The organism is Lacinutrix mariniflava, assembly GCF_001418015.1.
Lineage (GTDB): Bacteria > Bacteroidota > Bacteroidia > Flavobacteriales > Flavobacteriaceae > Lacinutrix > Lacinutrix mariniflava.
Map to the genome: position 1 here is coordinate 418,594 of NZ_LIQG01000026.1, position 25,405 is coordinate 443,998.

20 protein-coding genes are annotated in these 25,405 nt (G+C 29.5%); 1 reads left to right on the forward strand and 19 read right to left on the reverse strand.

Annotated elements, in window-relative coordinates; genetic code table 11:
* Positions 1 to 4 precede the first annotated feature (4 nt).
* Entirely contained in the window at positions 5 to 1,276 is a 1,272-nt protein-coding gene (gene purD, locus ASC44_RS08860) for a phosphoribosylamine--glycine ligase (RefSeq protein WP_055447243.1), read from the reverse strand.
* A 151-nt stretch (positions 1,277 to 1,427) separates the two neighbouring features.
* Here purD and ASC44_RS08865 point away from each other — a divergent pair, with 151 nt between their 5' ends.
* Positions 1,428 to 2,738, forward strand: coding sequence for a phenylacetate--CoA ligase family protein (locus ASC44_RS08865; protein WP_055447941.1), 1,311 nt, complete (start codon positions 1,428 to 1,430; stop codon positions 2,736 to 2,738).
* Here the strand turns inward: ASC44_RS08865 and ASC44_RS08870 are convergent.
* The 18 genes from ASC44_RS08870 to ASC44_RS08955 form a co-directional block, all read right to left on the reverse strand.
* Positions 2,719 to 3,504 (reverse strand): glycosyltransferase family 2 protein, encoded by a 786-nt coding sequence (locus ASC44_RS08870; protein WP_055447244.1) that lies wholly within the window; start codon positions 3,502 to 3,504, stop codon positions 2,719 to 2,721. The genes ASC44_RS08865 and ASC44_RS08870 overlap by 20 nt on opposite strands.
* A 90-nt stretch (positions 3,505 to 3,594) precedes the next feature.
* Positions 3,595 to 5,004: an exopolysaccharide biosynthesis polyprenyl glycosylphosphotransferase gene (locus ASC44_RS08875; protein ID WP_055447245.1), complete on the reverse strand. Its 1,410-nt coding sequence runs from the start codon at positions 5,002 to 5,004 to the stop codon at positions 3,595 to 3,597.
* A 3-nt stretch (positions 5,005 to 5,007) separates the two neighbouring features.
* On the reverse strand, positions 5,008 to 6,000 hold the full coding sequence (locus tag ASC44_RS08880; RefSeq protein WP_055447246.1) for a UDP-glucuronic acid decarboxylase family protein: 993 nt from the start codon (positions 5,998 to 6,000) through the stop codon (positions 5,008 to 5,010).
* Complete coding sequence (locus ASC44_RS08885; RefSeq protein WP_055447247.1) at positions 6,000 to 7,298, reverse strand: UDP-glucose dehydrogenase family protein; 1,299 nt, start codon at positions 7,296 to 7,298, stop codon at positions 6,000 to 6,002. Before ASC44_RS08885 ends, ASC44_RS08880 begins: the two co-directional genes overlap by 1 nt.
* Positions 7,299 to 7,373: 75 nt before the next feature.
* Complete coding sequence (locus ASC44_RS08890; protein WP_055447248.1) at positions 7,374 to 9,338, reverse strand: polysaccharide biosynthesis protein; 1,965 nt, start codon at positions 9,336 to 9,338, stop codon at positions 7,374 to 7,376.
* 94 nt (positions 9,339 to 9,432) lie between these two features.
* Positions 9,433 to 10,560: a DegT/DnrJ/EryC1/StrS family aminotransferase gene (locus ASC44_RS17910; RefSeq protein ID WP_055447249.1), complete on the reverse strand. Its 1,128-nt coding sequence runs from the start codon at positions 10,558 to 10,560 to the stop codon at positions 9,433 to 9,435.
* Positions 10,561 to 11,172, reverse strand: a complete 612-nt coding sequence (locus tag ASC44_RS17915; RefSeq protein WP_055447250.1) for an acetyltransferase — start codon at positions 11,170 to 11,172, stop codon at positions 10,561 to 10,563.
* Positions 11,172 to 11,777, reverse strand: coding sequence for a sugar transferase (locus tag ASC44_RS08905; RefSeq protein WP_055447251.1), 606 nt, complete (start codon positions 11,775 to 11,777; stop codon positions 11,172 to 11,174). The genes ASC44_RS17915 and ASC44_RS08905 overlap by 1 nt, the downstream gene beginning before the upstream one ends.
* A gap of 1 nt (position 11,778) precedes the next feature.
* A complete protein-coding gene (locus ASC44_RS08910; protein ID WP_055447252.1) occupies positions 11,779 to 13,017 on the reverse strand; it encodes a glycosyltransferase family 4 protein in 1,239 nt (412 codons plus the stop codon).
* A 3-nt stretch (positions 13,018 to 13,020) separates the two neighbouring features.
* On the reverse strand, positions 13,021 to 14,847 hold the full coding sequence (locus tag ASC44_RS08915) for a heparinase II/III domain-containing protein (RefSeq protein WP_161805011.1): 1,827 nt from the start codon (positions 14,845 to 14,847) through the stop codon (positions 13,021 to 13,023).
* A gap of 77 nt (positions 14,848 to 14,924) precedes the next feature.
* A complete protein-coding gene (gene asnB, locus ASC44_RS08920; protein WP_055447254.1) occupies positions 14,925 to 16,742 on the reverse strand; it encodes an asparagine synthase (glutamine-hydrolyzing) in 1,818 nt (605 codons plus the stop codon).
* 38 nt (positions 16,743 to 16,780) lie between these two features.
* Positions 16,781 to 18,250 carry a right-handed parallel beta-helix repeat-containing protein gene (locus tag ASC44_RS08925; protein WP_152973303.1) on the reverse strand — a complete coding sequence of 490 codons (1,470 nt, stop codon included), beginning with the start codon at positions 18,248 to 18,250 and terminating at the stop codon, positions 16,781 to 16,783.
* A gap of 10 nt (positions 18,251 to 18,260) precedes the next feature.
* The gene (locus tag ASC44_RS17920; RefSeq protein WP_152973304.1) at positions 18,261 to 18,734 is read right to left on the reverse strand and encodes a hypothetical protein; all 474 of its coding nucleotides are present in this window, start codon (positions 18,732 to 18,734) and stop codon (positions 18,261 to 18,263) included.
* A gap of 843 nt (positions 18,735 to 19,577) precedes the next feature.
* Positions 19,578 to 20,087, reverse strand: a complete 510-nt coding sequence (locus ASC44_RS08935) for a hypothetical protein (RefSeq protein ID WP_152973305.1) — start codon at positions 20,085 to 20,087, stop codon at positions 19,578 to 19,580.
* An 8-nt stretch (positions 20,088 to 20,095) separates the two neighbouring features.
* Positions 20,096 to 21,292 carry an O-antigen ligase family protein gene (locus ASC44_RS08940; RefSeq protein WP_055447258.1) on the reverse strand — a complete coding sequence of 399 codons (1,197 nt, stop codon included), beginning with the start codon at positions 21,290 to 21,292 and terminating at the stop codon, positions 20,096 to 20,098.
* On the reverse strand, positions 21,289 to 22,470 hold the full coding sequence (locus ASC44_RS08945) for a hypothetical protein (protein WP_055447259.1): 1,182 nt from the start codon (positions 22,468 to 22,470) through the stop codon (positions 21,289 to 21,291). The genes ASC44_RS08940 and ASC44_RS08945 overlap by 4 nt, the downstream gene beginning before the upstream one ends.
* Positions 22,467 to 24,203: a hypothetical protein gene (locus ASC44_RS08950; protein WP_055447260.1), complete on the reverse strand. Its 1,737-nt coding sequence runs from the start codon at positions 24,201 to 24,203 to the stop codon at positions 22,467 to 22,469. The genes ASC44_RS08945 and ASC44_RS08950 overlap by 4 nt, the downstream gene beginning before the upstream one ends.
* Entirely contained in the window at positions 24,200 to 25,339 is a 1,140-nt protein-coding gene (locus ASC44_RS08955) for an MATE family efflux transporter (RefSeq protein WP_152973306.1), read from the reverse strand. The genes ASC44_RS08950 and ASC44_RS08955 overlap by 4 nt, the downstream gene beginning before the upstream one ends.
* Positions 25,340 to 25,405: the final 66 nt, after the last annotated feature.

Consider the following 25,405-nt stretch of genomic DNA (forward strand, 5'->3'; position numbering starts at 1 on the left):
TAGTTTATAAATCGAAACCAATATCTTTTCGATAATTCATCTTATCAAAATGTAGTTTTTCTATATTTTGATAAGATTTTTTTATGGCCTCTTGGTACGTTTCACCGTAACTAGTAATCGCCATAACACGTCCTCCAGAGGTTACAACTTTATTATCTTTAAGTTGTGCTCCTGCATGAAAAGCTATAGAACCTTCTATGTTTTCTATACCAGAAATTTCTTTTCCTTTCTCGTAAGCTTCTGGATAACCACCAGATACCAACATAACTGTTGTAGCAGCACGCTCGTCTATTTCAATATTAATTTTGTCTAAAGTTTGATCGGCAACAGCTTGAAAAACTTCGACTAAATCATTTTTTAAACGTGGTAATACTACTTCTGTTTCTGGATCACCTAAACGCACATTGTATTCTATAACAAAAGGATCGTTTCCTACTTTTATTAAACCTATAAATACAAAACCTTTATACGGTAAGTTATCTTTTTGCAATCCGTTAATTGTTGGAATAACAACACGTTCCTTTATTTTAGACATAAAAACATCGTCTGCAAAAGGGACTGGAGAAATGGCTCCCATTCCACCTGTATTTAAACCTGTATCTCCTTCTCCAATGCGTTTATAGTCTTTTGCTGTTGGTAAAATCTTATAATTTTTACCATCAGTTAGAACAAAACAACTTAACTCTATACCATCTAAAAACTCTTCTATAACCACTTTGGTACTAGCGCTACCAAATTTTGCATCTACAAGCATAGCTTTTAATTCAGCTTTAGCTTCATTTATATCTTCTAAAATTACAACTCCTTTTCCTGCAGCTAACCCATCTGCTTTTAATACGTATGGAGGATTTAATGTTTCTAAAAAGGCATAACCTTCTTCTACAGTACTTGCATTAAAACTTTGGTATGCAGCAGTTGGAATGTTGTGTCTAAATAAAAACTCTTTAGCAAACTCTTTACTTCCTTCTAATTCAGCAGCAGCTTTTTGTGGTCCAATAACGGCAACGTTTTTAAGTGCTTCATCTTCTAAAAAGAAATCATGAATACCAAGTACCAAAGGATCTTCTGGCCCAACAATAACCATAGTAATATGGTTATTTAATACTACTTCTTTTATAGCCTGAAAATCTGTTACACCAATAGGAACATTAGTTGCAATAGTAGCTGTACCCGAGTTTCCTGGTGCTACATATAAATTGCGACATTTGTTACTTTGTGCAAGTTTCCAAGCGATTGTATGTTCTCTTCCTCCAGAACCAAGTATTAAAATATTCATAGTTGTAGTTGTTTCCACAAAAATACTGTTTTGAATTAAAAAAAGCGTCTCAAATTTAGTTTTTCAATTGAAATCTACCTTCCATAAAAAAGACACGTATTTTAAATAATATTTCTTTAATTTACATTTCTATTATTTGAAACCATTACAATTGAATTTATTTGATCTTTCTTTAAAATTAAAAGGCTTTCCTATAAAAAAAGCAAAGCTTGCTTTGAAAGCAATTATAGATTTAACTCCAATTGAGAAAGAGCACTATATTTTAAATAAAAGAACAGAGATTGTTAACTACCACTTAAAATATAACCATTTTTATAAATCGTTTGCAGCAAATGCTAATGTAAAAAATTGGACAAGCATTCCTGTTTTAACTAAACGCGATCTGCAACAACCATTAACATATAGACTCACGCAAGGTTATACTAAAAAAAACTGTCAAATAAATAACACTTCTGGCTCTTCTGGTTACCCACTTTCATTTGCAAAAGATCAATTTTGCCATGCTCTATCATGGTCGATATTTATGGATAGATACAGTTGGCACGATTTAGATTTAAACACTTCTAAGCAAGCCCGCTTTTATGGCATTCCTTTAGATACTATAAATTATTATAAAGAAAGACTTAAGGATAAACTAAGTAACAGGTTTCGGTTTTCTGTCTTTGATATGAGTGACGAACAATTAGCTAAAAATGTTGGATTGATTAGCAAATCTAATTACCAATATCTTTACGGCTATTCTAATGCATTAACGCTTTTTGGAAAGTATTTAGAGCGAGAGAATATTATTTTAAAAGAGAAATGCAAAAGTTTGAAAGCATGTATTGCAACCTCTGAAACATTGTTTACAAATGACAAAAAGCTGTTAGAAAAACAATTTGGTGTTTCTATTATTAACGAATATGGTTGTGCAGAATTGGGCCTAATAGCATTTCAGAACACCAAAGATGAATGGTTAATAAATAGTGACGATCTATATATTGAAATCTTAGATGCTAATAATAATATTCTGCCACATGGCAAACAAGGCCGAATTGTTATTACCTCTCTATATAATAAAGCACATCCGTTTATTCGCTACGATACTGGTGATATTGGTACGCTTTCAAAAAATAGCACGTTAAGTAAACCAATTCTTGAATCTTTAGCCGGAAGAACTAACGATACCTTAAAATTACCTAGTGGAAAAATAGCTGCTGGTTTTACCATGTATTACGTTACTAAAACGGTAATTGAAGACGCTTCTAAAATAAAGGAATTTATGCTTGAACAGTTTAAACTAGACACTTTTAAAGTAAGCTATGTTGCTGAAGAAGAACTTACAGAAGTTCAAAAAATAACTGTAAAAAAAGCTTTAGACGATTATCTAGAACCTGGTTTAAATGTCTCTTTTGAAAGAAAAGAAAGTTTAGAACGTGCCAAAAGCGGAAAAGTGAAACAGTTTATTTCGTATGTTGAGTAATAGTAACTGTCTGTTTACTTTTTACAAAAAAGTGTTCCCAAATAAATATAAGCATACAATAGATTGATTTAATTGTAGAAAAGCCTAGTCCTTTTTTATAAACCCAATAATTATGTTTAAGTAATTCTACTTTATTCGAAGACATGGAGTTTTCTCGAACACGATATAAAGCTAACGATTCCTGAACGCTTTTAGCTGATTTCCCAGAGGCTTTTATGGCATTTAGCCACAACAACCAGTCTTGACGCTTACGCAGATTAGGCGATGTTATTTTACCTAATGCCTTTACGCTATATACTCCTGTTAAGTTACCAATATAATTACTTTTTAAATATTTTTTATAACTTAAGGTTGGTAGTGCTTTTACTAATTTATTTAACGGTTTTCCGTATTCATCTATTTGTTCATAACTACAAAAACAAACATCGCAATCTTGGTTTTGCATGAAGACTATCTGTTTCTCCAATTTTTGTGGTTTCCAAAGATCATCAGCATCTAAAAAAGCAATATAATCTCCTTTTGCAGCCATTATTCCTTTGTTTCTAGACACTGCCGCTCCTTGATTTATTTCGTTTTTTATAAGTGTAATATTCTTATTTTCTGAAATAAAACTGTGCGCAATACCAACCGTATTATCAGTAGAACAATCATCTATTAATAGCAATTCCCAATTAGAATATGTTTGACTTAATATGGATAGAATAGTCTCCCCGATAAAGGCTTCCGAATTATAAAGTGGTGTAATTATTGAAACGAGTGCTTTCATGTGTTTCTTTTATTTTTTTAAATTGTCACATGTTGCTCGCTATTAATCTATTCTTTTAGCTATACCATTTTTAACATGCTCGCTTCACAATTAATACGCTTTATCTTGACCTCTAAAAATATTTAAAGTTGTTTGAATAATAATTTTGATATCTAATAATAACGACCAATTTTCAATGTAAAAATTATCGAATTTGATACGATTTATTATGTCTTCGTCATTTTTTATCTCTCCTCTAAAACCTTTTATTTGCGCTAAACCTGTAATACCTGGTTTTACATGATGACGAAAAATAAAGTTATACTTATCTATTTTTTTAGAATAATCCTCAGTGTAAGACAACATATGTGGTCTAGGGCCTACAACGGACATGTCTCCTAGCAATACATTAATAAATTGCGGTAACTCATCTATACTCGTTTGACGTAAAACTTTACCAATTTTAGTTAATCGTGTATCATTTTGTTTTACATAAGTACCTTTAACTTCTTTTACTGTTCTTAAAGATCTAAACTTATAACAGCTAAATTCCTTATACTTAATCCCGTTGCGCTTATGTTTATAGAATAGTGGTCCTTTAGACTCTAATTTTATCAAAATGAAAAGAATAACAGAAACCCAAGACAATATAAAAACGATAACAAATGCAGAAAAAATAACATCAAAAACTCGCTTAATTAACTTATTAAAGTCCTGATTTAATGCTACTTCTTGAATTGACAAGACAGGTAAGTAGTTGTAAAAATCTGTTTTTAAACGTTTAGAAAAGAGCTTTTTACTTTCTGGAATAAACTTAATATTGCAATGGTGAATGTTAGCATATTTCACAAAATCATTAACCTGATTTTCTGTTAATTCTCCCATTGCGCAGTAAATTTCGTCAATACCTTCATTGCTTTCTAAAAACGAAAAACTTTCTTTTATACTTCCTGTAATACCTTCAGATTCAATATTACTAAAACGCGCTAATAATCTATATCCTAATTCCTTTTTTTGATTAAATATAGATTTTAATTCATTTGCTCCATCTGTATCTCCAATAATAATTACACGCCGCACATTTCCTTTTAGTTTTAATCTATAAGCTCTAAGCAAATAATAACTTAAAACTTTCACAAAACCAATTAGCCCAAAAATTAAAGTTAAATATTTGAAGGTTACAAAGGCCTGAATATTAACACTTCTAAAAAGACCAATAAATGCATAAACTAAGATTGAAAATATTAGAAATTGCTTTATTAAAAGAGATAAAATATTTAATACAGATGTATATCTATAAACATTATAAAAACCTATAAAAGAAGTTGATAACATCCAAAAAAATACAGAATACGCTATATATAATAAATGTTTATTGTTAAAAAATGCTGAAGAAAACAAATGAAGGTTTTCAGCATTAAAGTTGAAGAAATAATACGCGAAAAAATTGATAATAAACAGGTCTAAAATAACTAAAAGAGGTCTAATTAACCAAGAAAATCTTCCACGCGTATATTCCATTTGCTATTTATTATTATAGCTAGAAAAATCTTTATGCTCACTTTTATAAAGCTCCTCTTCACTCAGGTTTTTAAAATAATCAAACGTAATTCTCATGCCTTCTGCTCTCCCTACTTTTGGTTCCCAGCCTAGCAGTTTTTTAGCTAGAGAAATGTCTGGTTGCCTTTGCATAGGATCGTCTACAGGCAAATCTTTATAAATTACCTTTTGCGTTGTGCCAGTAAGTTTAATAATTTCTTCGGCAAAGTCTTTTATTGTAATTTCATGCGGGTTTCCAATGTTAACAGGATAACTGTAATCGCTTAATAACAACTTATAAATACCTTCTACTTGATCATCTACAAAACAAAAAGAACGTGTTTGCAAACCTTCTCCAAAAACAGTTAAATCTTCTCCGCGTAATGCTTGTCCCATAAAAGCAGGAATTACACGACCATCGTTAAGCCTCATTCTTGGTCCATACGTATTAAAAATACGTACAATTCTTGTTTCTATACCGTGAAACCTATGGTAAGCCATTGTTATAGATTCTTGAAAACGCTTAGCCTCGTCATAAACTCCTCTTGGTCCAATGGTATTAACATTGCCATAATACTCTTCGGTTTGAGGATGTACTAATGGATCTCCATAAACTTCAGATGTGGATGCTATAAGTAATCGTGCTTCTTTTGCCTTTGCTAATCCAAGTAAATTATGTGTACCTAAAGAGCCAACTTTTAGTGTTTGAATTGGTATTTTAAGATAGTCTATTGGGCTAGCAGGAGATGCAAAATGTAAAATATAATCTACTTTTCCTTCTATTTTAATAAACTCTGTAACATCGTGTTTAATGAAAGTGAAATTAACATGATCTAAAAGATGTGCAATGTTTTTTTTATCACCCGTAATAAAGTTATCCATACCAATTACTTGATAACCTTCTTTTATAAAGCGATCGCATAAATGAGAACCTAAAAATCCTGCTGCTCCTGTAATTAATATTGTTTTTAAATCCATTATCTTCCTATTGACACGTATTTAAATCCTTCGTTTTCAATATCCTTTACGTCGTATAAATTTCTACCGTCAAAAATGATATTACCATTCATTGCTGTTTTTATTTTATCGGTATTAGGTGTTCTAAAAATACTCCATTCTGTACAAATCACCAACGCATCTGCATTTTCTAACGCTTCATACATACTTTCTGCATAGCTAATTTTGTCTCCAAGCTTCCTTTTTACATTTGGCATAGCTTCTGGATCAAAGGCTGTAATGTTTGCTCCAGATTCTAATAAACTATCGATCATATATAGTGCTGGTGCTTCTCGAATATCGTCTGTTTCAGGCTTAAATGCTAATCCCCATATAGTAATATTTTTACCTTTTAAATCATTATTAAAGTGTGCTTCAATCTTAGGAATTAACACTAATTTTTGTCGCGCATTTACATTAATAACTGCATCAAGGATTTGAAAATTGTAATTATTGTCTTTTCCTGATTTGTGAAGTGCTTTTACATCTTTTGGAAAGCAAGAACCACCATAACCTATTCCTGGAAAAAGAAAACGTTTTCCAATTCTTGAATCTGTTCCCATTCCAATTCTCACTTTATCTACATTTGCACCTACTTTTTCGCAAAAGTTGGCAATCTCGTTCATAAAAGTAATTTTAGCCGCTAAAAAGGCATTTGAAGCGTACTTAGTAAGCTCTGCAGACTTCTCGTCCATTACAATTATAGGATTTCCTGAACGTACATAAGGTTTATACAGTTTCTCCATTAATTTAATAGCTCTATCACTACTTGCTCCCACAACAATACGTTCTGGCTTTAAAAAATCGTCTACAGCGAAACCTTCCCTTAAAAATTCTGGATTTGAAACGACATCGAAATCTACAGTTGCATTTTTAGCAATTGCAGCCTCTACCTTTTCTGATGTGCCTACAGGAACTGTACTTTTATCAACTATAACTTTATAATCTTTTAATTGTTTACCAATATCATCTGCTACGCCTAAAATATACTTTAAATCGGCAGAGCCGTCTTCACCTTCTGGTGTTGGTAGAGCTAAAAATATAATGTCTCCATGTTCTAAACCTTCAGCTAAACTTGTTGAAAATTTTAAACGGTTGGCTTTTATATTTCTTTCGAATAAAACGTCTAAATGCGGTTCGTAAATTGGTACTTGACCTTCCTGCATTTGTTTTACTTTATTCTCATCTATATCTATACAAAGAACATCGTTCCCTGTTTCCGCTAGGCAAGTTCCTGTAACTAAACCAACATATCCTGTACCGATTACTGCTATTTTCATTTAAAAAAATTATCCTTTTAATATTAAAAAAACGTTTCAATACATTGAAACGTCATTTTTAAACCTGATTATATTTTATACTATCTTTTTATCTAGTCTTTCAAAATCTGAATTCATACTTAAAAATTCGGGAACTATATCTTTCATTTTTAGTACTATTTCATTTTTAGTGCCTTCTTTTGCTGTGGATGCTAGGTCTAAAATCAACTTATTTATAACCTCGTAATCATGGCAAACTATTTTTGCAATCATTATTTTTTCATTGTAAGTTGGTAAGGTTTCAGATTTATCGTTAAGCAACTCTTCATATAACTTCTCACCTGGTCTTAAACCAATAACCTTAATATCAATTTCTTTGTAAGGCGTAAACCCAGCCAATCTAATTATTTTTTTAGCTAAGTCTATAATTTTTACAGCCTCTCCCATATCGAAGATAAATACCTCTCCTCCATTACCCATTGCTCCTGCTTCTATTACCAGTTGGCACGCTTCTGGAATAGTCATAAAATACCTTATAATATCTGGATGTGTTATGGTTAATGGACCCCCTTCTTCTATTTGTTTTTTAAATAATGGTACTACAGAACCATTGGAACCTAAAACATTACCAAACCTTGTCGTTACATATTGAGTTGTGGACTTATTATCTGCTTTTATTTTTTCTTGAAGTGCTTGAATATATATTTCTGCTATACGTTTAGAAGCACCCATAACATTACTTGGATTCACAGCTTTGTCTGTGGATACCATGACAAACTTTTCGGCATTATATTTATTTGCCATGTCTGCAACATTTTTAGAGCCTATAACATTAGCAAACACAGCTTGAGACGGATGCTTCTCCATTAACGGAACATGTTTATATGCTGCTGCATGATAAACAACGTCTGGTTTATGGGTTTCGAAAACCTCATCAATAGTTTCTCTATTTCTTACATCTGATATAATCGCTTCAAAATCTAAATTTGGAAAATTTTGATTTATTTCGTGCTGTATACGGTATAAAGGCGTCTCTGCATTATCTAAAATAAGTAATTTCTTAGGCTTATAATTTGCAACCTGCCTTACAATTTCACTTCCTATTGACCCAGCTCCTCCAGTTACTAAAATACATTTGTTATAAATTTCTTTAGCAACTAATTTATTATCAAGTTTTATTGGGTCTCTTTCAAGAATATCTTCAATTTGAATTTTTTCAATTTGGTTAGATAAACTTATATTATTCTCAATATCTGAAATTAAAGGCGCTCTATAAACTTTAAAGTTATATTCAAGACAGTTGTCTACAATGTCTATACTTTCCTCTTTCGTTAAACTATTATCGGCAAGAATTAAGGCTTGCGCTTTATTAATTCTTAAGGTTACAGCAACTTTTCTATGTAAATGAACAATAGGAAGTCCTAGAATTTCTTTACTTTTATTTTTACCTGCTTTATCTATAAAACCCAATACTTTATAGCGTGATGGCTTTTCAGATTTTAATGCTGAAGCAATAGCTATCGCATTTTCGTCTGTACCAAAAACCAATACATTTAATTCGTCCTCCTCGTATTGATTAGTTAAATAAGCTTCAAAAATATATTTCACTAAAATTCTAAAGAGAAATAGCCCACAAAAGGAAACTATAGAATAAACGAGAATTTCTGGAACTAGAAAGATGCTATCTTTTGTAATTAAAAAATAAAGGTAATGTATGCCTAATGTGGTAATTAATGTGGCAGCAGATGCTAAGAAAAATTTAACCGCATCAATAAACGTTGAATGTCTAATTAATCCTGCATAAGTTCTAAAAAAGATAAAGAATAGTACATTTACTAGTATAACAATTAACTCCTGACTGGTTGGGAGATACGAGAAATAAATAGAACTATTTTTTAAATTACCAATAATAATTTTAGTAATAACTAAAGCCATCATTAATATAACACTATCGAAACATAGTATCGCCCATCTAGGTAGATAGCTTATATTTTTAAAATCTATCTTCTTTCGGCTAGATTCTAAAACTTGAAATAGTGCTTGTTTTAATTTTTTATACATTTAAAGTGTTATAATTGGGACTACAAATATCTTAATTATAATTACAATATAGAAATATAAGCCCATTTAACAATTGTAATAAGTATAATATAAGTTATTTAATACTTATTACAACCTTTAATATTCTATCTCTTTCTTCTTGGGTAAGGTTAGAACCACTTGGCAGACATAGTCCATTTTTAAATAGCGATTCGCTTAATTTATTACCAAAATACAAAGGATTCTTAAAAACTGGCTGTAAATGCATAGGTTTCCATAACGGTCTAGTTTCTATATTTTCTGCATCCATTGCTTCTTGAAACTGTGCTTTTGTAAATGGAGCATCTTCATGAATTAAAATACAACTTAACCAAAAGTTAGAATAAAACTCTGAACCAGGCTGTTTTTGCACCTCAACACCTTTAATATCTTTAAATAAATCGACATAAAAAGCATTCATATCTCTTCTTAAACCAATATGTTTATCTAAGACTTCCATTTGACCTCGACCAATTCCTGCACTAATATTACTCATCCTATAGTTGTATCCTATTTTAGAATGTTCGTAATGTGGTGCTATATCTCTGGCTTGTGTTGCATAAAATACTGTTTGGTTTTTATCTTCTTCGGTATTACACACCATCGCTCCTCCTCCAGAGGTTGTAATTATTTTATTTCCGTTAAATGATAGTATTGAAAAATCTCCAAACGTTCCACATTTTCGGCCTTTGTAAGTTGACCCTAATGCTTCTGCAGCATCTTCTATAACTGGTATTTTGTATTTTGAAGCAACTTCTAATAGCTCATCTATTTTAGAAGGCATTCCGTATAGGTGAACTATAATGATAGCTTTAGGAGTTATTCCGTTAGCAATTCTATTCTTTATTGCTGCTTCCAAATGTAATGGACACATGTTCCATGTTTCTGGTTCACTATCTACAAAAACCGGAATTGCACCTTGATACGCTATTGGGTTTGATGAACCACAAAATGTAAACGTTTGACAAATAACCTCATCATTTAATACTACACCCAATTGTACTAATGCTAAATGTATTGCTGCTGTACCCGAGGATAAACAAGCTACATTTTTATCTTGTTCCAAATAATTTTCTAAATCCTTTTCAAATCCATTTACGTTTGGTCCTAATGGTGCTATCCAATTAGCGTCAAATGCTTCTTTTATATAATTTTGCTCTGTTCCTCCCATGTGAGGTGAGGATAACCATATTTTTGCCTTCATTTAATTTAATGTTTTAATTACTTTTCCTGGATTACCTACAACAACAGAGTTGTCTGGTATATTTTTAAGAACTACAGTTCCAGCTCCTATTTTGCACCATTTACCTATAGTAATGTTTGGAAGGATAATAGCTCCTGCTCCTATATGACTTCCTTCTCCTATTTTAACACCTCCTGTTAAGGTAGCATTAGGGGAAATATGTACGTAATCTTCTATTATACAATCATGTTCCACTATTGAAGCTGTATTAATAATACAATGCTTACCTATAGTTGATGCCGAATTAACAATTGCATTAGCCATAACTACAGTACCCTCTTTAATTATTGTGTTATTTGAAATAACTGAGCTGTCGTGTATTGCTACAAAAAAACTGTTATTATCCAATTCTTTTGAAACATTTTTTCTAATCAAATTGTCTCCAATACAGATAACAAGCTTACCGCCTTTATTAATTTTTGACTTATCAAAACGGCCTAAAAAAGGTAAGTCGATAAAATGATTAATTGACAAATCATCATCAAAAACACCTAATATAGAATTAGTTAGTTTAGAATTTATAATATCTGCTATTACTTTAGCATGACCACTTGCCCCATATAAATATACCATTAGTTCAATCCTGTAAATTTTTCTGTTGTAACTGCATCTACAGCATTTATCCCTTCAGATTTAATTACTTTAAACACCGTTTTTAATAATATTTTAATATCTAATTTAAAACTAATATTTTCTACATACCAGATATCTAATTCAAACTTTTTTTTCCAGCTTATAGCATTACGTCCATTAACCTGAGCCCAACCTGTTATACCTGGTTTAACATTATGTCTCTTGCTTTGAGCTGGCGTATACAAAGGTATGTATTCTGGCAATAAAGGTCTTGGTCCAATTAAACTCATATCCCCTTTTAAAACGTTTATTAGTTGTGGCAATTCGTCTAAGGATGTTTTTCTAACAAACTTGCCTAATTCTGTTAGTCTCTTGGCATCAGGCAGTAGAATGCCTTTATCATCCTTTTTATCATTCATGGTTTTAAACTTAATAACCTTAAATATTTTACCATTTTTACCTGGCCTTTTTTGAAAGAAAAATGGCTTTCCTTGATTATTAAACATTAATAATACAAGAACGATTAAAAAAAAAGGAGAGAGTATTGCAAAACCTATGAGTGCTAATAAAAAATCGAAAATCGGTTTTAAAAGTGTTTTATACATACTACAAGATAGATTTTATTTTATGAATATAATTTGAAGCTAAAACTTCTCTATCAAAATGTTTTTTTGCGTAAAGGTATCCGTTTTCGCCTATCTGCTCTAAATCTTCTTGTTTTTCTATCATTAACCTTATACCTTTTTCAATCTCAATCGCACTTTCTGGCTCGACATAGAAACCACAATTTGCTTCTTCAATTAGTAAGCGAGAAACACCGTCTATCGCTAACAAAATTGGTTTTTTACACGACATATAATCAAAGGTTTTATTTGAGTATATGGTTTTAAAAGTGTCTACTTTCTTTAATACTGAGGCTCCTGCGTTGGACGCTAAAATATATTTAAAAACCTCTGACTTAGGAACAGAGTCTCTAAAAATTACATTTTCAATGTTTCTCTTTTTTGTTTCTGAAATTAGCATTTCCTTTTGCATACCAGCTCCAATTAATTGAAACACTACATTCGTATCTTTTAAACGTTCTGCGGTATCTATTAACTGAATTAGGTGATTCGCTATACCGTGAGCACCTACATAAGTAATTACAAATTTATCTTGAAGGTTTAAGTCTCTTTTAAACTGATTTGCATCAAAGTCTTTTTGAATATCTTCTGCTAATGTGAAGTCTGCAGCATTGGGTATAAATATTACTTTTTCTGATGGTACTTTTTTATCGTTAATTAATTTATCTCTAAAGGCTGGTGTTAATACGTTAATCAGTTTAGCGCGTTTGTATATAAATTTCTCAAACCAATACGCAAATTTAATAATAATTTTGTTTTTTAAAACTCCTGTATCTATTGCCGATTCTGGCCATAAATCTCTTATTTCAAATACAAAAGGAACACGTTTAATCTTTGATAAAACATAAGCTGTAATGCCCACAAAAAGTGGTGGAGAGGTTACAATAATAACATCATATTTTTCCTTCGTTTTAAATACACCAGCATAAATACTAGAAAACACAAAAGAAAAATAAGCCCATAGTCTACCAATAAAATTTACATTATAACTTTCGGATACATGGCATCTAATAACATCTACGTCTTTATAAAAACCCAAATCTTTATAGAAGTGTTTTCCTTTATATTTTTCTGGTTTTTTTCCTGTTGCATAATGTACCATTCCAGCTAAAACAGTTATTTGATGTCCTTCCTTAGCCCAAACTTGAGTCATCTCATTAAACCGAGAACCTCCTCCATCTCCTTTTTCTAAAAAGTATTGATGTATTAGCAAAATATTCATAAACTAAAAATTTATTTGTGTTTCTATTGATTTTTCAGAGGATACAGAGTTAAAACGCATAGCAGGTATTGTACTTCCATACTTATCAGCTATTTCAATTTCCTCAGATACTACTTCTAAGCTTTTGGAAATGCTTTTAGATTTTATAGATGTTATTAGTTTAGGGTTTTTAGTAATCCAATTATGTTTTATGGTCCTAATATTTTTCATAGAATTTAATTCGTCTATAATATTAAGAGTACTATTATTATAATCTAGTACAAATGTTCTGTTTATCTTTAACTTTGAGTTCAAATATCTATAAGCAGAAAGCTGGCAAGACACTCGTATTTCATTTTGGTTAATGTTGTCTTCAATTTTAATATCTTCCACATAAGTCCAGTCTAATAGTATAAAATTCATTAGTGGTTTCATTTGGCTGTCATCATTAATTACCAACACATTATGAAATTTTGATAAATTAAAATCATACTTTTCTTTATCTACTTCAGGAATATTATAAGAATAAGTACCACTATCTAACAATATTGCTTTACCGTTTTTCCATAGGTCTATATGCGTATTGTCTGATTGGCTCGGCCTGAACTTATGAATTCCAAGCCTTATAAACATAAAAACATTATTTCTATTTACCGTAAGGTAGCCTGAGTCTGGGAAATACTGTATGTCTTTTGAGTTTTCTGTATTTTGAGGTAAATGCAACTCCTCGTTTTCAAACCATAAATAGTCATCTAAAAATAGCTTATTATTATTGAATCTAAAATTACTCGACTTAATTAATTTTACAAAAGCACCTACTTGAGGTAAAAAATTAGATATTTCTTTCGTTTCATTAAATTTAAAATAAAGTGAGCCATCATTTGCACCATAGTTTGGTACTTGACCATTATCAATTATAACAGCATTAAAAAAGTTGACCATCGCCTCCAATTTATTCTTATTTTCTTGAATAAACTTATTTTTATCTTCTACTTGGTTAATAAAAATTGATGTTAATTGAATTTTGGTTCTGTAATAATTTAATGAGTATTGATTATCTGAGCCATCATTAAAAATTTGAAACTTAAATTCTTTAATGAAACCGTCGTGTCCTATTTTTTTAAATTTTGAAACCTCATCAATATGGTTAAACATATTGCCCACTAAGTAAAGTGCTAAAAGCTCTGAAAATGCATGGTTATTTCTAACTGCTTTTTTTGAAAAATTAATATTTTCCTTTACATGTAAAATCTGATCGAATATACTTTGAATTATGATTTTAAGTTCGGGATAATTATTTTTATATAACTCTTCTTTGTAGAAGCATATAAACATTAGCCAGTTAATTAAGCGAAGGCTTATTTCTTGACTACAAGCCCAATTTGGACCTGTGTTTACCGAATTGCTACTTATCCAATCAAGAATATCATCTAAAATGTATTGTTGGTTAGACTGACCCGTAACAAGGTCGTACACCATAAAATCTTGTATTTCAGTAAATTTAGATTTCTCCCAAACAAATTTAATATCCCCTAGATCGTTATCTAGTAAGTTAAGAGTTGTCCAATGTTGTAATGGGTATTCCTTTTTTGATTTAACATTATAGTTCCAGGTACCCATTTGTAATTTAGAATACCACTTATATCTAAAAAACAACTTATCTCCTTTTTTATAGTTTAAAATTCGCTGTTCTAAACCAGAGGTTTCTAGGTTAAAATCTAGCCATTTTTTAGACCGTTTTTCTCTTTTTAAAAAAATTCCTTTGAATTCTTTTGAATACCAAGCATCTATTTCTAAGTTATCAATAGACCTTAAGCTTTGTTGAGGAAACCTCTTTTGGAAAAGATTCAACTTATTTTGAAAAATCCTTGATATCTTAAATACGATATATTGACTGCCCATTTTTTTTAAAAAAATGGTAAATGAAATTATAAGTTGAATTTTCTTGCCCATACTTCTAAAAAAATAATTCGTTGAAATAATCTGAAATCCGCTTTTTTACTAAACTTATCTTGACTCAATGTTTTAACTAAATCTTGACTTAAAAGATTATGTCGTGATGGAAACGAATCTTTTTCTAACACTTTCGTTATAAACTGTTTAGCTTCTGGTAGCTGAAAATATTCTCTTTCAGGAATATTAAAACCCATTTTTACCTTACGTTGTGATATACGTTTTGGCAATGCTTTAATGGCATCTCTAAGTATGCGTTTTGATACCCCTTTTTTAATTTTAAATTCGGTTGGCAAGCCTAAAGAAAACTCAACAAGTCTATAATCTAAAAACGGCAATCTTATTTCTAAAGCGTATGCCATGGCATTTCTATCTTCATAATGGCATAATGGTGGCACCGAGTATTTTTGATAGTCTACTACTTGACGGTCTACTATGTTATTTGAAATAGAAAAATCCTTTGGTGTATTAACTTTAAAAGTAAAATTCTCTTTTTGAGGAAAAAGTTTATTAAAGTAACGTTTAGATAGATTAAAATTAAATTCTTTAGCTAGTCTAGGAAAAGCATAATACATTTCGCTTATAAGGTTTGAAAACCCTTTTTTCTTTGCTTCAAGTATATTCATAATCGTATACTTACCATAACCACACAAACCTTCATCTCCTCCTTGGCCACTTAAAACAACCGTTAAGCTTGTTTCGTTCTTCACTTTTTTCATCATGTTAAAGTGATTAACAGCACTAAACGATAGTATAGGTTCGTCGTTATGGTAAATGACTTCTTCAAGCATTTTCCATGGATTTAAAGCATCTGACGATATTTTTTTAACGTTAATATTGTTTTCTTTTACAAGTTCATCTACATAAACCTCCTCAGAGATTCCTTTTTCTGCACTTACCACAGAAAAATTTAATAAATTTGGTGTATGCTTGTCTGCTACTACCGCAATACTTGATGAATCTAAACCACCACTAAGCGTGTTTCCTACAGGAACATCTGATCTTAGTCTTATCTTTACTGCATCTTCAAAAAGAGCACCATATTCTATTACAGCCTCATTGTAGCTCTCTTTGTATGGTGTAATATTATTGATATTCCAATAAATTTCATCATTATACTGTCCAGAACTTAGTTTAATTGTGCGCGTTGTTGCCGCTGGTATTTTATAAATCGAATCAAAAAAAGTGTCATTATTATGATCTAAAAAGGCTAAAGATAAATAGTCTTTTATATTTGAAAGATTTGGTTTTAATTCTTCTAAATGATGCAACAGTTGTTTTGCTTCAGAACCAAAGATAAAACTATCCTTCGTTTCGGTGTAGTAGAGCGGTTTAATACCAAAACGGTCTCTTGACAATACTAATTCGTTCTTTTTTTTATCTAAAATCGAAAAAGCCCACATGCCATTGAGCTTATTAAAAGCTTTTGATCCTTGGTCAATGTATAAATTTAAAAGTACCTCTGTATCAGAATCGGTATTGAAACGAACACCTTTCTTTATTAATTCTTCTCTTAACTCGATGTAATTAAATATTTCACCATTAAAAATAATGGCATAGTCATCTTTCTCAAAAGGTTGGTTTGCACTCTCGTTTAAATCAATTATTGACAACCTATTGTGACCTAAAGCAATATTGAAAAGGTCGTTATCATTTGACTTTGTATTGTAGAATTTAAGGGTTGAATTATCTGGTCCTCTGTGAGAAATAATATCTATTGATTTTTTATGCCTGTCAATTAACTTGATATCTTCAAGTTTTGAGTGATTTATATATCCATAAATTCCGCACATAGTTCTATATCGGTTTTTGACTTTCTAAAAAGTCTTTATTAATTTTGTTTTTCTGATGAAAGATAAAAAAAGAATGGACCATATTCTTTATCTGTAGTTGGTATGTTAACAACCACCTCTTCTATATTTTTTCCAGTCTTATTAATTTCAAATGATGCTGTACCGCCTATGTCAAGCGCTAGTACGTTTGGTTGATTAACAGTGGAAATATTGAAATTTTTATAATAACTAGCTCCACTTTTCCTTGGGCCTCTGCTTATTTTTGAAATAATAGTATCATTTAATACAATCTGAGGATATCCCATAAAATTTATTTTTTTTCCTCCATTATTAATAATTTCAAAAGTCATGCTTTCTCCGCTTAATTTATAAGAATCTCCATGATTAATTCTTTTATTGTTTTCATCTCTTATATAGATATTCGATACTAAGGTTTCCCTATCTGTAATTTGGTTCCTTTCTTGAGTGTTAATTTGACCAACTAAACCTACCAATCTATCACTCGCAAAATTATCATAAAAAAAATTATCAATTGCCACTACATTTATAGCATCCTTGTTCGTGCTTAAAATAGCATCGTTATAAAACTCATTGCCTTCTATCCTTATGTTTTTATAATTTTTACTTAATAACACGCCAACTCCTAAATTGTGATCAAACTTATTACTAATTATATTTATATTATTACCATCGTTAATATTTAAGGCAGATGTAGATCCTGATCTAAAAACATTATTTGAGATAGTTGAATTTAACAATTCTCCGGTTACCCATATTAAATAACAATAACCGTCTGAAATATAATTGTTATTAATTATCACTTTATCATTTATTCCTCCAAAAGTCATACCATCTCCTGATGGGTGAAAGTGCTTAGCCCCTTTTCCTGGTTGTGTAATTTTATTATTAGAAACATTCAAGTTATTCGAATTAGAAACAACTATATTCCCAAAGTTAACACTGTTTAAAATGTTATTTATAATCTCTGCGTTTTCTACTTTGTTCAAATAAATCCCTCCTCGAGTGCCCTTAAACAAGCAGTTTCTGATAGTTATGTTCGAAACATTTTTGATACTTATAGCGGTAGAAGAATAAGCATCTTTTTCTATACTATCATCTTGAAGGTTTCCAAAGATGTTGATATTCTCTAAAACAATATTACGACTTGTATTGCTTGATTCAATAAAGATACCCATAGAGTTAGACAATAATTCTATATTAATATTTTTTATCGTAACATTATGAGCATTTGACAAATTAAATATAGAGTTATTATTGCTCGACTTTATTCTTCTAAGAACGACATTTTTATTTCCTATAATTGTAACTCCACTTGGTATTTTAATTTCAGCGATATTTTCATATATACCCTCACTAATTACAACGGTATCTCCTTCTTGAGCAGATTCTATAATCTCTTTTATGTTTTCTTTAGCAACTATATTTGCCTTGCAAGAGAACAAAAGCAATACTAAAAATACTATCAATGTTTTTTCTAAAAATTTCATTTTACTGCTATTAATTACTAAAAGTATTCTGTTTTTTATCTTTAAAAAAGACAACTAATAAGACATAGAACATCATTATATTTATATTCACAAAAAAACCTCCTACAAAAAACGCTATCATTGGTACTAATAATAATAAAAAAACATCTTTTATATCTAAATCTCTAAATATTTTCACAAACCATATGATGTAAACTAACAATCCTATTGCTCCAAAAAACAAGTATAAATCTATAAAGCCCCATTCTGTTCGTTGGGTTGGTATCGTTGTTCCCCCGAAAACATAATTAGGGAATTTCCATGTTACTCTAATTTGATTGTATGATTCTTTAAATCTTACGTTTCGATAGGATGTAATAAATGAAAACCAACCATCTTGACGATATATTGGTTCCCAAAAAGGAAAAAATTTAAAAAAAGCTACTAACATCTTATCTCTTAATGCAAAAATAACAGTTATAATACTTATTGCTATTATAAACATCTTCTTTATACTAATTTTTAAAGTAAACCGTATATGGTATAATAACAAAAGTGCAACAAAGAGAAAAAACGCTTTCTTACCTAACAATAACCCGATAAGTATTAGATATATAATGTTTAGTGTTTTCTTTTCTCCTATAACATATTGTTTATACAAGTAAGTAAGAACTAAACAGTAGTAATATACCGCAAAAGTGTTTGCTTTTATAAGCCCTAGATATCCAAATCTATCACTATTAGGGTAGGTTTTAAAATAATCTATATCTGTTATTACTCCAAGTAATACAAAAGTAGAATTAACATAAAAAATCAACTCTAAAATCTTTAGTGTTTTTGATGCTAATTCTTGATAATCCTCTATTAACTTGAACAGTACTAAAAAAATAAATACAAAAATATAATTATTTAACTGTAAAATACGACCTTTAGAAACCTCATAAATAATATCATCTAAACTTGATATGTTGAATTTAGGTTCTATTAATATCCATTGCCCAATAAAAAAAGTAAAAGTTAATACAATAGGAATGAGAAGTCTCCTTTTTTTTAATAATTCTCTTAAAGAAAAAAAACAATTAATATTTCAAAAGTTAGATTTACAACACTAGTAAATCTGTACTGATTATAAGGGTCGACATATTTAGAAAGAAAATTAACCAGAAAATATAAAACTATAAAACCAATAAAAAAGTGATGCTTTATTTCTTTTGACACATTATTGATTTCCATAAACTCTTAACTGTAAATATTCTACTTTCATAATAGAAGAGACTGTATGTTTAATAAAAGGGCAGAATACAAACCAATATATTAACTATTGTACCTCAAATGTCCCTTATAAATGTTACTCAAATTTATTTGTTTGAATTTTTTTCTTAGGAACCACGATATTCCAAATTGCTTTTTTCTTCTCTAAACTATACTGACCAACTTGAACTACAGAAATATCTTCTGAGAATGGATAATCAAGTTCTGCAACGTAAAACTTAACCCCATCAACCAGATAATCCTTACCTAGCATATCTATCATATTAAAATTCAACCTTTTTTGTTCCTTTTCAAAATGATGAACATTTAAAAAAATAGTTTCATCCATTTCTTCATCTGTAATTTCAGTCTCTTGTTTTACTAATAAAACAGTGCCATTCAATACTATTACTTTAATACCTGTAGCGCCTGTATATACAATGTCATCATTATTAATTACTTCAAGTATCGTTTCTTTATATTTATTTTCCTTGCTAATTTTTTTTTCTACTTTATCCTTTTCACTGTTCTCTTGTTTCTTTTTATCGTTACCGCATGCTGTAACTAATAATAAACATGCTAATAATTGTATGACTGATTTTCTCATTTCCTTGTTCATTTTAATTGCTTCAAATATACCGTATTTATTGTTTTCATCACAAAAAACGAGCTAAATAAGCAAAAGAATACGATGCCTTTTGAACGGTCGAATAAAGATTCTACCAAACCCATAATGATTATAATTATACTAAATAGTATAAACATTTTTTGTCCTTTGTTTTTCCATAAACCATAAGAAATTGAAAGAACAAATGGTATAAAACCAATAATACCTAGTTTTAACAAGGAAGAGAAGTAAATACTATGAGGGTTAAGATGAACCTTTAATCTGTACTTATCATAACATGGAGACATTGTATTTACTTCGTCTCCTGTACCATATCCATATAGAATATTTGGAATATTTAAGTTTTCAATTGCACACTTCCAGACATAGTACCTATCACCAATAAATTTTAATCTAAATTGATAAAAATCAAAATCACTATTTATTATTGGACTATAGAATCTACTATAAGTAAGTGGGTTATAATAAGTAATTACTATCAACAACCCTAAAACTAACGGTGTTAGTAGAAAATATTTTACACTAAGTTTTTCTTTAATAAAGTATGCTATAAATAGCATTAGAATAATAATTAATACTACTAAAGCAGACTTTGATCCTAAAACAAGAATAAAATAGAAAAGGTATATTATAACAAAACTTATAGGTAAAGTTAACTTCTTATGTGATTTTAATAAGTAAGACAAACAAACTATTAAAGCCATTAGTATATACATAGAAAAATAAGTAGGATCTATTTCTATGGGAAATAACATTTTCGAAAACCCATACTTAAATGGCGAACCATATAGTACGAATTGATACAAATTACAGTACACTGCGGTAGATATTACTCCTAACGTAAAGGCTTCAGGTAAAAAATTAACTTGCTTGTTGTTTTTATTTATATAAAAAATTATAGGAAATACCAAAAATGATAATGACCGCTCAATTACAGAAAAACCTTTAGACAAATTATCGCTATATAATAGCCCTATCACCAGCATTAAAAAAAAGATGAGAAAAGGATAAAAGGATTTAAAAAAAAGCTTGATTTCACTTGTATTAACTTTCTTATAAGCTTTTATAAATGAAAGTAATAAAATTATTATTATTAGAGCACTGTCAATTTCTAGAATATTGAATGAAAGACTAAAGGCTAAAACTAAAATTAAATATCCTAATACAGTTTCTAGGTTTTTCATTCTTGAGATTTTAAATACTTAATTTCGCTATGCATAAGCCCTAAAGTAATTGGTAAAAGGGGAAGTACAAATAACACAAAAGAAAATAGTGACTCGATAATAAAACCTATTAATAAAATAGACAATATTAGTAAAAACTTACTACCAGACAATTTTGAATACTTGAATCCTAAAAAGCAAGAACGGAAAAGAAACCCATAAAACAAAATCATAAATATTATACCATATTGTGTAAGTAATGATATTGGAGAAAAATGTACATTAGCATACTTTACTTTTATAAGCTCCTCTCTTCTAATGTCATACAAATTATAAGTATAACCGGAACCGCCACCAAAAACGTAATCAGTAAAATCAAAATCATATAAGCTTGATGTTATTTCTTGTAACCTTTTACCAGAAACATTATTTAGCACTCGTATATCGTTGGTTTCTCTGTATTTGGTAATCTTGTCTATTGTATAAGTAAATTTAGACACTCCTTTTGTTTGCTTTAAAGTTTCCCAGTTGGCATTAATAAAAAAATACCCAACTATCCCAAAAAGCAATACAATTGCAACTTTTTTAACCGTAAATTTAATATTAAACCCAATTATTAATGCTGGAATTATGGCTAATAAAACAGCTCTTTTTCCTGATAAAAGAATTGCTAAAATTATCATTATTAACCTTCCTTTTTTATTATACGCTGCATAATATGCAGCTGGTAATATTGCAGGAAGTCTCATTCCTGGATAACCTCCTAACAATAAAAGCATTCCAAATGATGTGAAACCGAAAAAAATAGAGGTTTTATAAAATAGTACACTTAACTTTTGTACAATTAATTGTAATTTATCCTTAACCAGGCTTATATCTATAGACGAAAAGAGTTGGTAAATTAAAATAAAACTTAACGGCTTATAGGTATCTAAAATTACACGATCGCTAAAATCATTAACCAGTAACCCTTTAGTTAAAGCAATGAATACTAAAGAGATCATTACTACAGAAAATAGCCTAAATTTTAACTTAGTAAAATTTGAGAATATAAACCATATGTTATTAAACATAAAAAGGAGTAAAACCACCCTAACTAGGTTAAAAGACGTGTAAAGTCGTGCTAAACTAACAAATAAACCAAATACAATAATAACTGCTGTTGTATATAGATAGCTCTTTATTCCAAAAATTCTCATAATTGATTTAATTTGTTATGAAAATAGAAAAGACCTTTATCTAGATTGTTAGCCTTCAAATATTCCTTTCTAAATCTGGCAAAGTCTTTTAATAGAAAACTATAGTTTTCTATTCTATTCTCAATATCATCGATATCTTGCACCGTACCAAAGTAGTTTCTATCAATATAATCAACATTAAATTGTCTTGAGTTTTCGGTTAATAGACACGTTATTGTTGGAACATTGTTAATTAATAACTGTTGACCTAGTGATGTTGTTCTAAATATTGCTAAGTCTGTATTATTAATATACTGTCCAAATGTTAAGCCATCTTCTATATATTTTAAATTTTCTATACTCTCAAACTTATTTCTATTTTCTCTTGGGTGCAGCTTAATAAAAAGCTTAAACCCAAGTTCTTTTTCTAATAGCACCAGTTTTCTTAATAAAAGATCTTCTTCTTTTAGTTCTGAAATTATTGGTTGAGAAAAATATACAACTTTTTTTACATTTGTATTTTTATTAAATTCCTGATTAGTATTTTCATCAACAGTAATATTTCCAATAAACTCTATTTTTTTAGCGTGATTAGGAAATATTTGTTTAAATGTTTCAGCACTTTTTTTAGTATTCATCAAAAAGAAATCTGCATAAAAATAAGACGGTTCTTTTCTAAGACTCATAGCTGTAGATTGCAGTTGTGCACTTTTTATTCCTTTTTCTTTCGCAATTTGACTTATAACGTAGGCGAAAGGTGTATACATTTCGCACGTTACTAACATTTTTATATTAGGAGTAATGTAATTTTTAATGGTGTTTTTATAGATTAGCGCATCAAAATAAGATATCAGCATTTCTCTTTGAGCACTAGCAAAATTAAAAGTTACTCCTTCAATTTTAATATTATGTGTTTTAGGTAAGCTTAAAATGCATTTTACTATTGTAAAAAAAGCTTTCAACACGGTTGTTACTTTTATTTGTTGTTCATAAAACAGACTGTTTGTAATACCTACAGACCTAACATAGTTTGCATTTTTATTTTTAGAAACAAGTCCATCGGCTACATGAACAAGAATTTTATTGTTATATGTTTTTATAAGCTTTTCAATAAATTCGGTATGAGCAATTCCTCTAGAAAACATCATACTACTGTATTTTGATTGGTCGACGTGTACTGTAGTTGTTATATTAGATTTTATGCTTTTACCTAAGAATAATACTAGTTTAAACATTAATAAAACATACCGTCTTATATAAATTCGCGCCCTTAGATTATATACATTTTTCTTATTTACAAGAGTGTGGTTAATTCTTTTTTTATTTAATATACTTGATAATATTGCAGGAACAGCATCATAACTCTTGTAGAGTAACCTCTTATTAATCTCTCCTTCGGCCTCATAATAAGGCATATATCCAATATTTTTTGAAAAACCGACTATGACTATTTCAGAAAACGTGTTACTACCTAAGGTTCTATGCATGGTTTCTACCCAAGCAAATACCGGCATAGTACAATTTCTATAGAAATTATTAATAGAGGAAGTTACTACATCCTTTAAAATTGAAGCCTTTGTTGATTTGGCGTAATCCTCTCTATAAACATCTAATTTGGTAGCATAATCTTTAAAACCATCTACTTCAACCTTTATAAACTGACTTTCTTTTATGCCTATGGGTTTACTGTCAGAAATAATTATATCTGTATCATAAAACTTAAAATCTTCATCAAACACTATTATAAGTCTCATAAAATACTAGTATTAATTTTACGTTTAAAATAAATATGCAACCCTATTAGAAACAATATTTGAAAGATTAAAAAGTAATTATAAATAGCATCTACACTAGCATAATTTAAAAAAACCACAAAAACCACACCCATAATAAGTACTCCTAATACAGCACTTTTAATATAAATTTTTTCTTTTGAGAACGTAATCCAAACAGAGTTAGGAATAAATAATAGTAATATTAATAGTCTTGAAATTAAAGTAAAAAGAATAAGATACGATAGCTTTTGGTATTCTGGAAAAAAGTATACTAAAGCCTCTTTTAACGGATAGTATAAAACTATAAGAGCAATAATACTGGAAACTAAAATTTTGATTCCTATAGTATAAAAGGATTGAATTTTAGTTTTATCTTTTGAAATTTGCTTAATTACATCTGGAAATACAATAAATAATACAGAAGCACCTCCTAAGGAAACCATATTTGCAATATTATCTGCTAATTGAAAATTTCCAATTACGGCTTCATCTATTTTAAAAAGGTTTAAGCAAATAATATTAAGAGTAGAAAACAATGGGGAAATTAAACTTATTAACGCTAATTTAATGCCGTCATTAAATAACACCTTATAGTAATCTTTAAAATACTTTTTAAAGATCGTTACATCAAAAGATTTAAAAACTTGTATAAAGCTAAGAAGTGCACCTATACAAGCTCCAAAAACAATAGAATAACTCCAATATTTAAAAAAGTTAAAGACATTAGAAACAAAACTAAAAAACAAAACTAAAAATAAAACGGAATACGAAAGGTAAATAATATTTATTTTCACCATGTTGCCATTTACTCTATTAATAGCTATTGCAGATTCTAAAATTAATTTAACACCGCAAATAAGAGATAGATAAATAACATAATCTTTAGAAGAAAACAATATTGAAATAAGTAGGATTGAAAACAAACAAACCAACAAATTGTAAAAAACGTTATACTGAACAAAAAAATGTTTTAGCTGCTTATTTTCCTCTAAAGAGTATCGCTTAAGTAATACTTGGTTTACTCCCATTACTATAAATGCAGAATAGGTTACTACCTGAAAACCAATAGATGCTCTTCCGTACTCTTCCGGAGTAACCAGATTTGCAAAGGACATAAATATTATAGCTAATATACCATATTCAACATATTTGAAAAAGGTATAAAAGATATAGGCTTTATG

Excerpts from the sequence above, each read along its gene's own strand:
- purD (WP_055447243.1), bottom strand. The coding sequence starts at position 1,276 with ATGAATATTTTAATACTTGGTTCTGGAGGAAGAGAACATACAATCGCT.
- ASC44_RS08870 (WP_055447244.1), bottom strand. The coding sequence starts at position 3,504 with ATGAAAGCACTCGTTTCAATAATTACACCACTTTATAATTCGGAAGCC.
- ASC44_RS08875 (WP_055447245.1), bottom strand. The coding sequence starts at position 5,004 with ATGGAATATACGCGTGGAAGATTTTCTTGGTTAATTAGACCTCTTTTA.
- ASC44_RS08880 (WP_055447246.1), bottom strand. The coding sequence starts at position 6,000 with ATGGATTTAAAAACAATATTAATTACAGGAGCAGCAGGATTTTTAGGT.
- ASC44_RS08885 (WP_055447247.1), bottom strand. The coding sequence starts at position 7,298 with ATGAAAATAGCAGTAATCGGTACAGGATATGTTGGTTTAGTTACAGGA.
- ASC44_RS08890 (WP_055447248.1), bottom strand. The coding sequence starts at position 9,338 with ATGTATAAAAAATTAAAACAAGCACTATTTCAAGTTTTAGAATCTAGC.
- ASC44_RS17910 (WP_055447249.1), bottom strand. The coding sequence starts at position 10,560 with ATGAAGGCAAAAATATGGTTATCCTCACCTCACATGGGAGGAACAGAG.
- ASC44_RS17915 (WP_055447250.1), bottom strand. The coding sequence starts at position 11,172 with ATGGTATATTTATATGGGGCAAGTGGTCATGCTAAAGTAATAGCAGAT.
- ASC44_RS08905 (WP_055447251.1), bottom strand. The coding sequence starts at position 11,777 with ATGTATAAAACACTTTTAAAACCGATTTTCGATTTTTTATTAGCACTC.
- ASC44_RS08910 (WP_055447252.1), bottom strand. The coding sequence starts at position 13,017 with ATGAATATTTTGCTAATACATCAATACTTTTTAGAAAAAGGAGATGGA.
- asnB (WP_055447254.1), bottom strand. The coding sequence starts at position 16,742 with ATGTGCGGAATTTATGGATATATAAATCACTCAAAACTTGAAGATATC.
- ASC44_RS08925 (WP_152973303.1), bottom strand. The coding sequence starts at position 18,250 with ATGAAATTTTTAGAAAAAACATTGATAGTATTTTTAGTATTGCTTTTG.
- ASC44_RS17920 (WP_152973304.1), bottom strand. The coding sequence starts at position 18,734 with ATGTTTATAATAGCAATAAGTATTATAACTGTTATTTTTGCATTAAGA.
- ASC44_RS08935 (WP_152973305.1), bottom strand. The coding sequence starts at position 20,087 with ATGAGAAAATCAGTCATACAATTATTAGCATGTTTATTATTAGTTACA.
- ASC44_RS08940 (WP_055447258.1), bottom strand. The coding sequence starts at position 21,292 with ATGAAAAACCTAGAAACTGTATTAGGATATTTAATTTTAGTTTTAGCC.
- ASC44_RS08945 (WP_055447259.1), bottom strand. The coding sequence starts at position 22,470 with ATGAGAATTTTTGGAATAAAGAGCTATCTATATACAACAGCAGTTATT.
- ASC44_RS08950 (WP_055447260.1), bottom strand. The coding sequence starts at position 24,203 with ATGAGACTTATAATAGTGTTTGATGAAGATTTTAAGTTTTATGATACA.
- ASC44_RS08955 (WP_152973306.1), bottom strand. The coding sequence starts at position 25,339 with ATGTCCTTTGCAAATCTGGTTACTCCGGAAGAGTACGGAAGAGCATCT.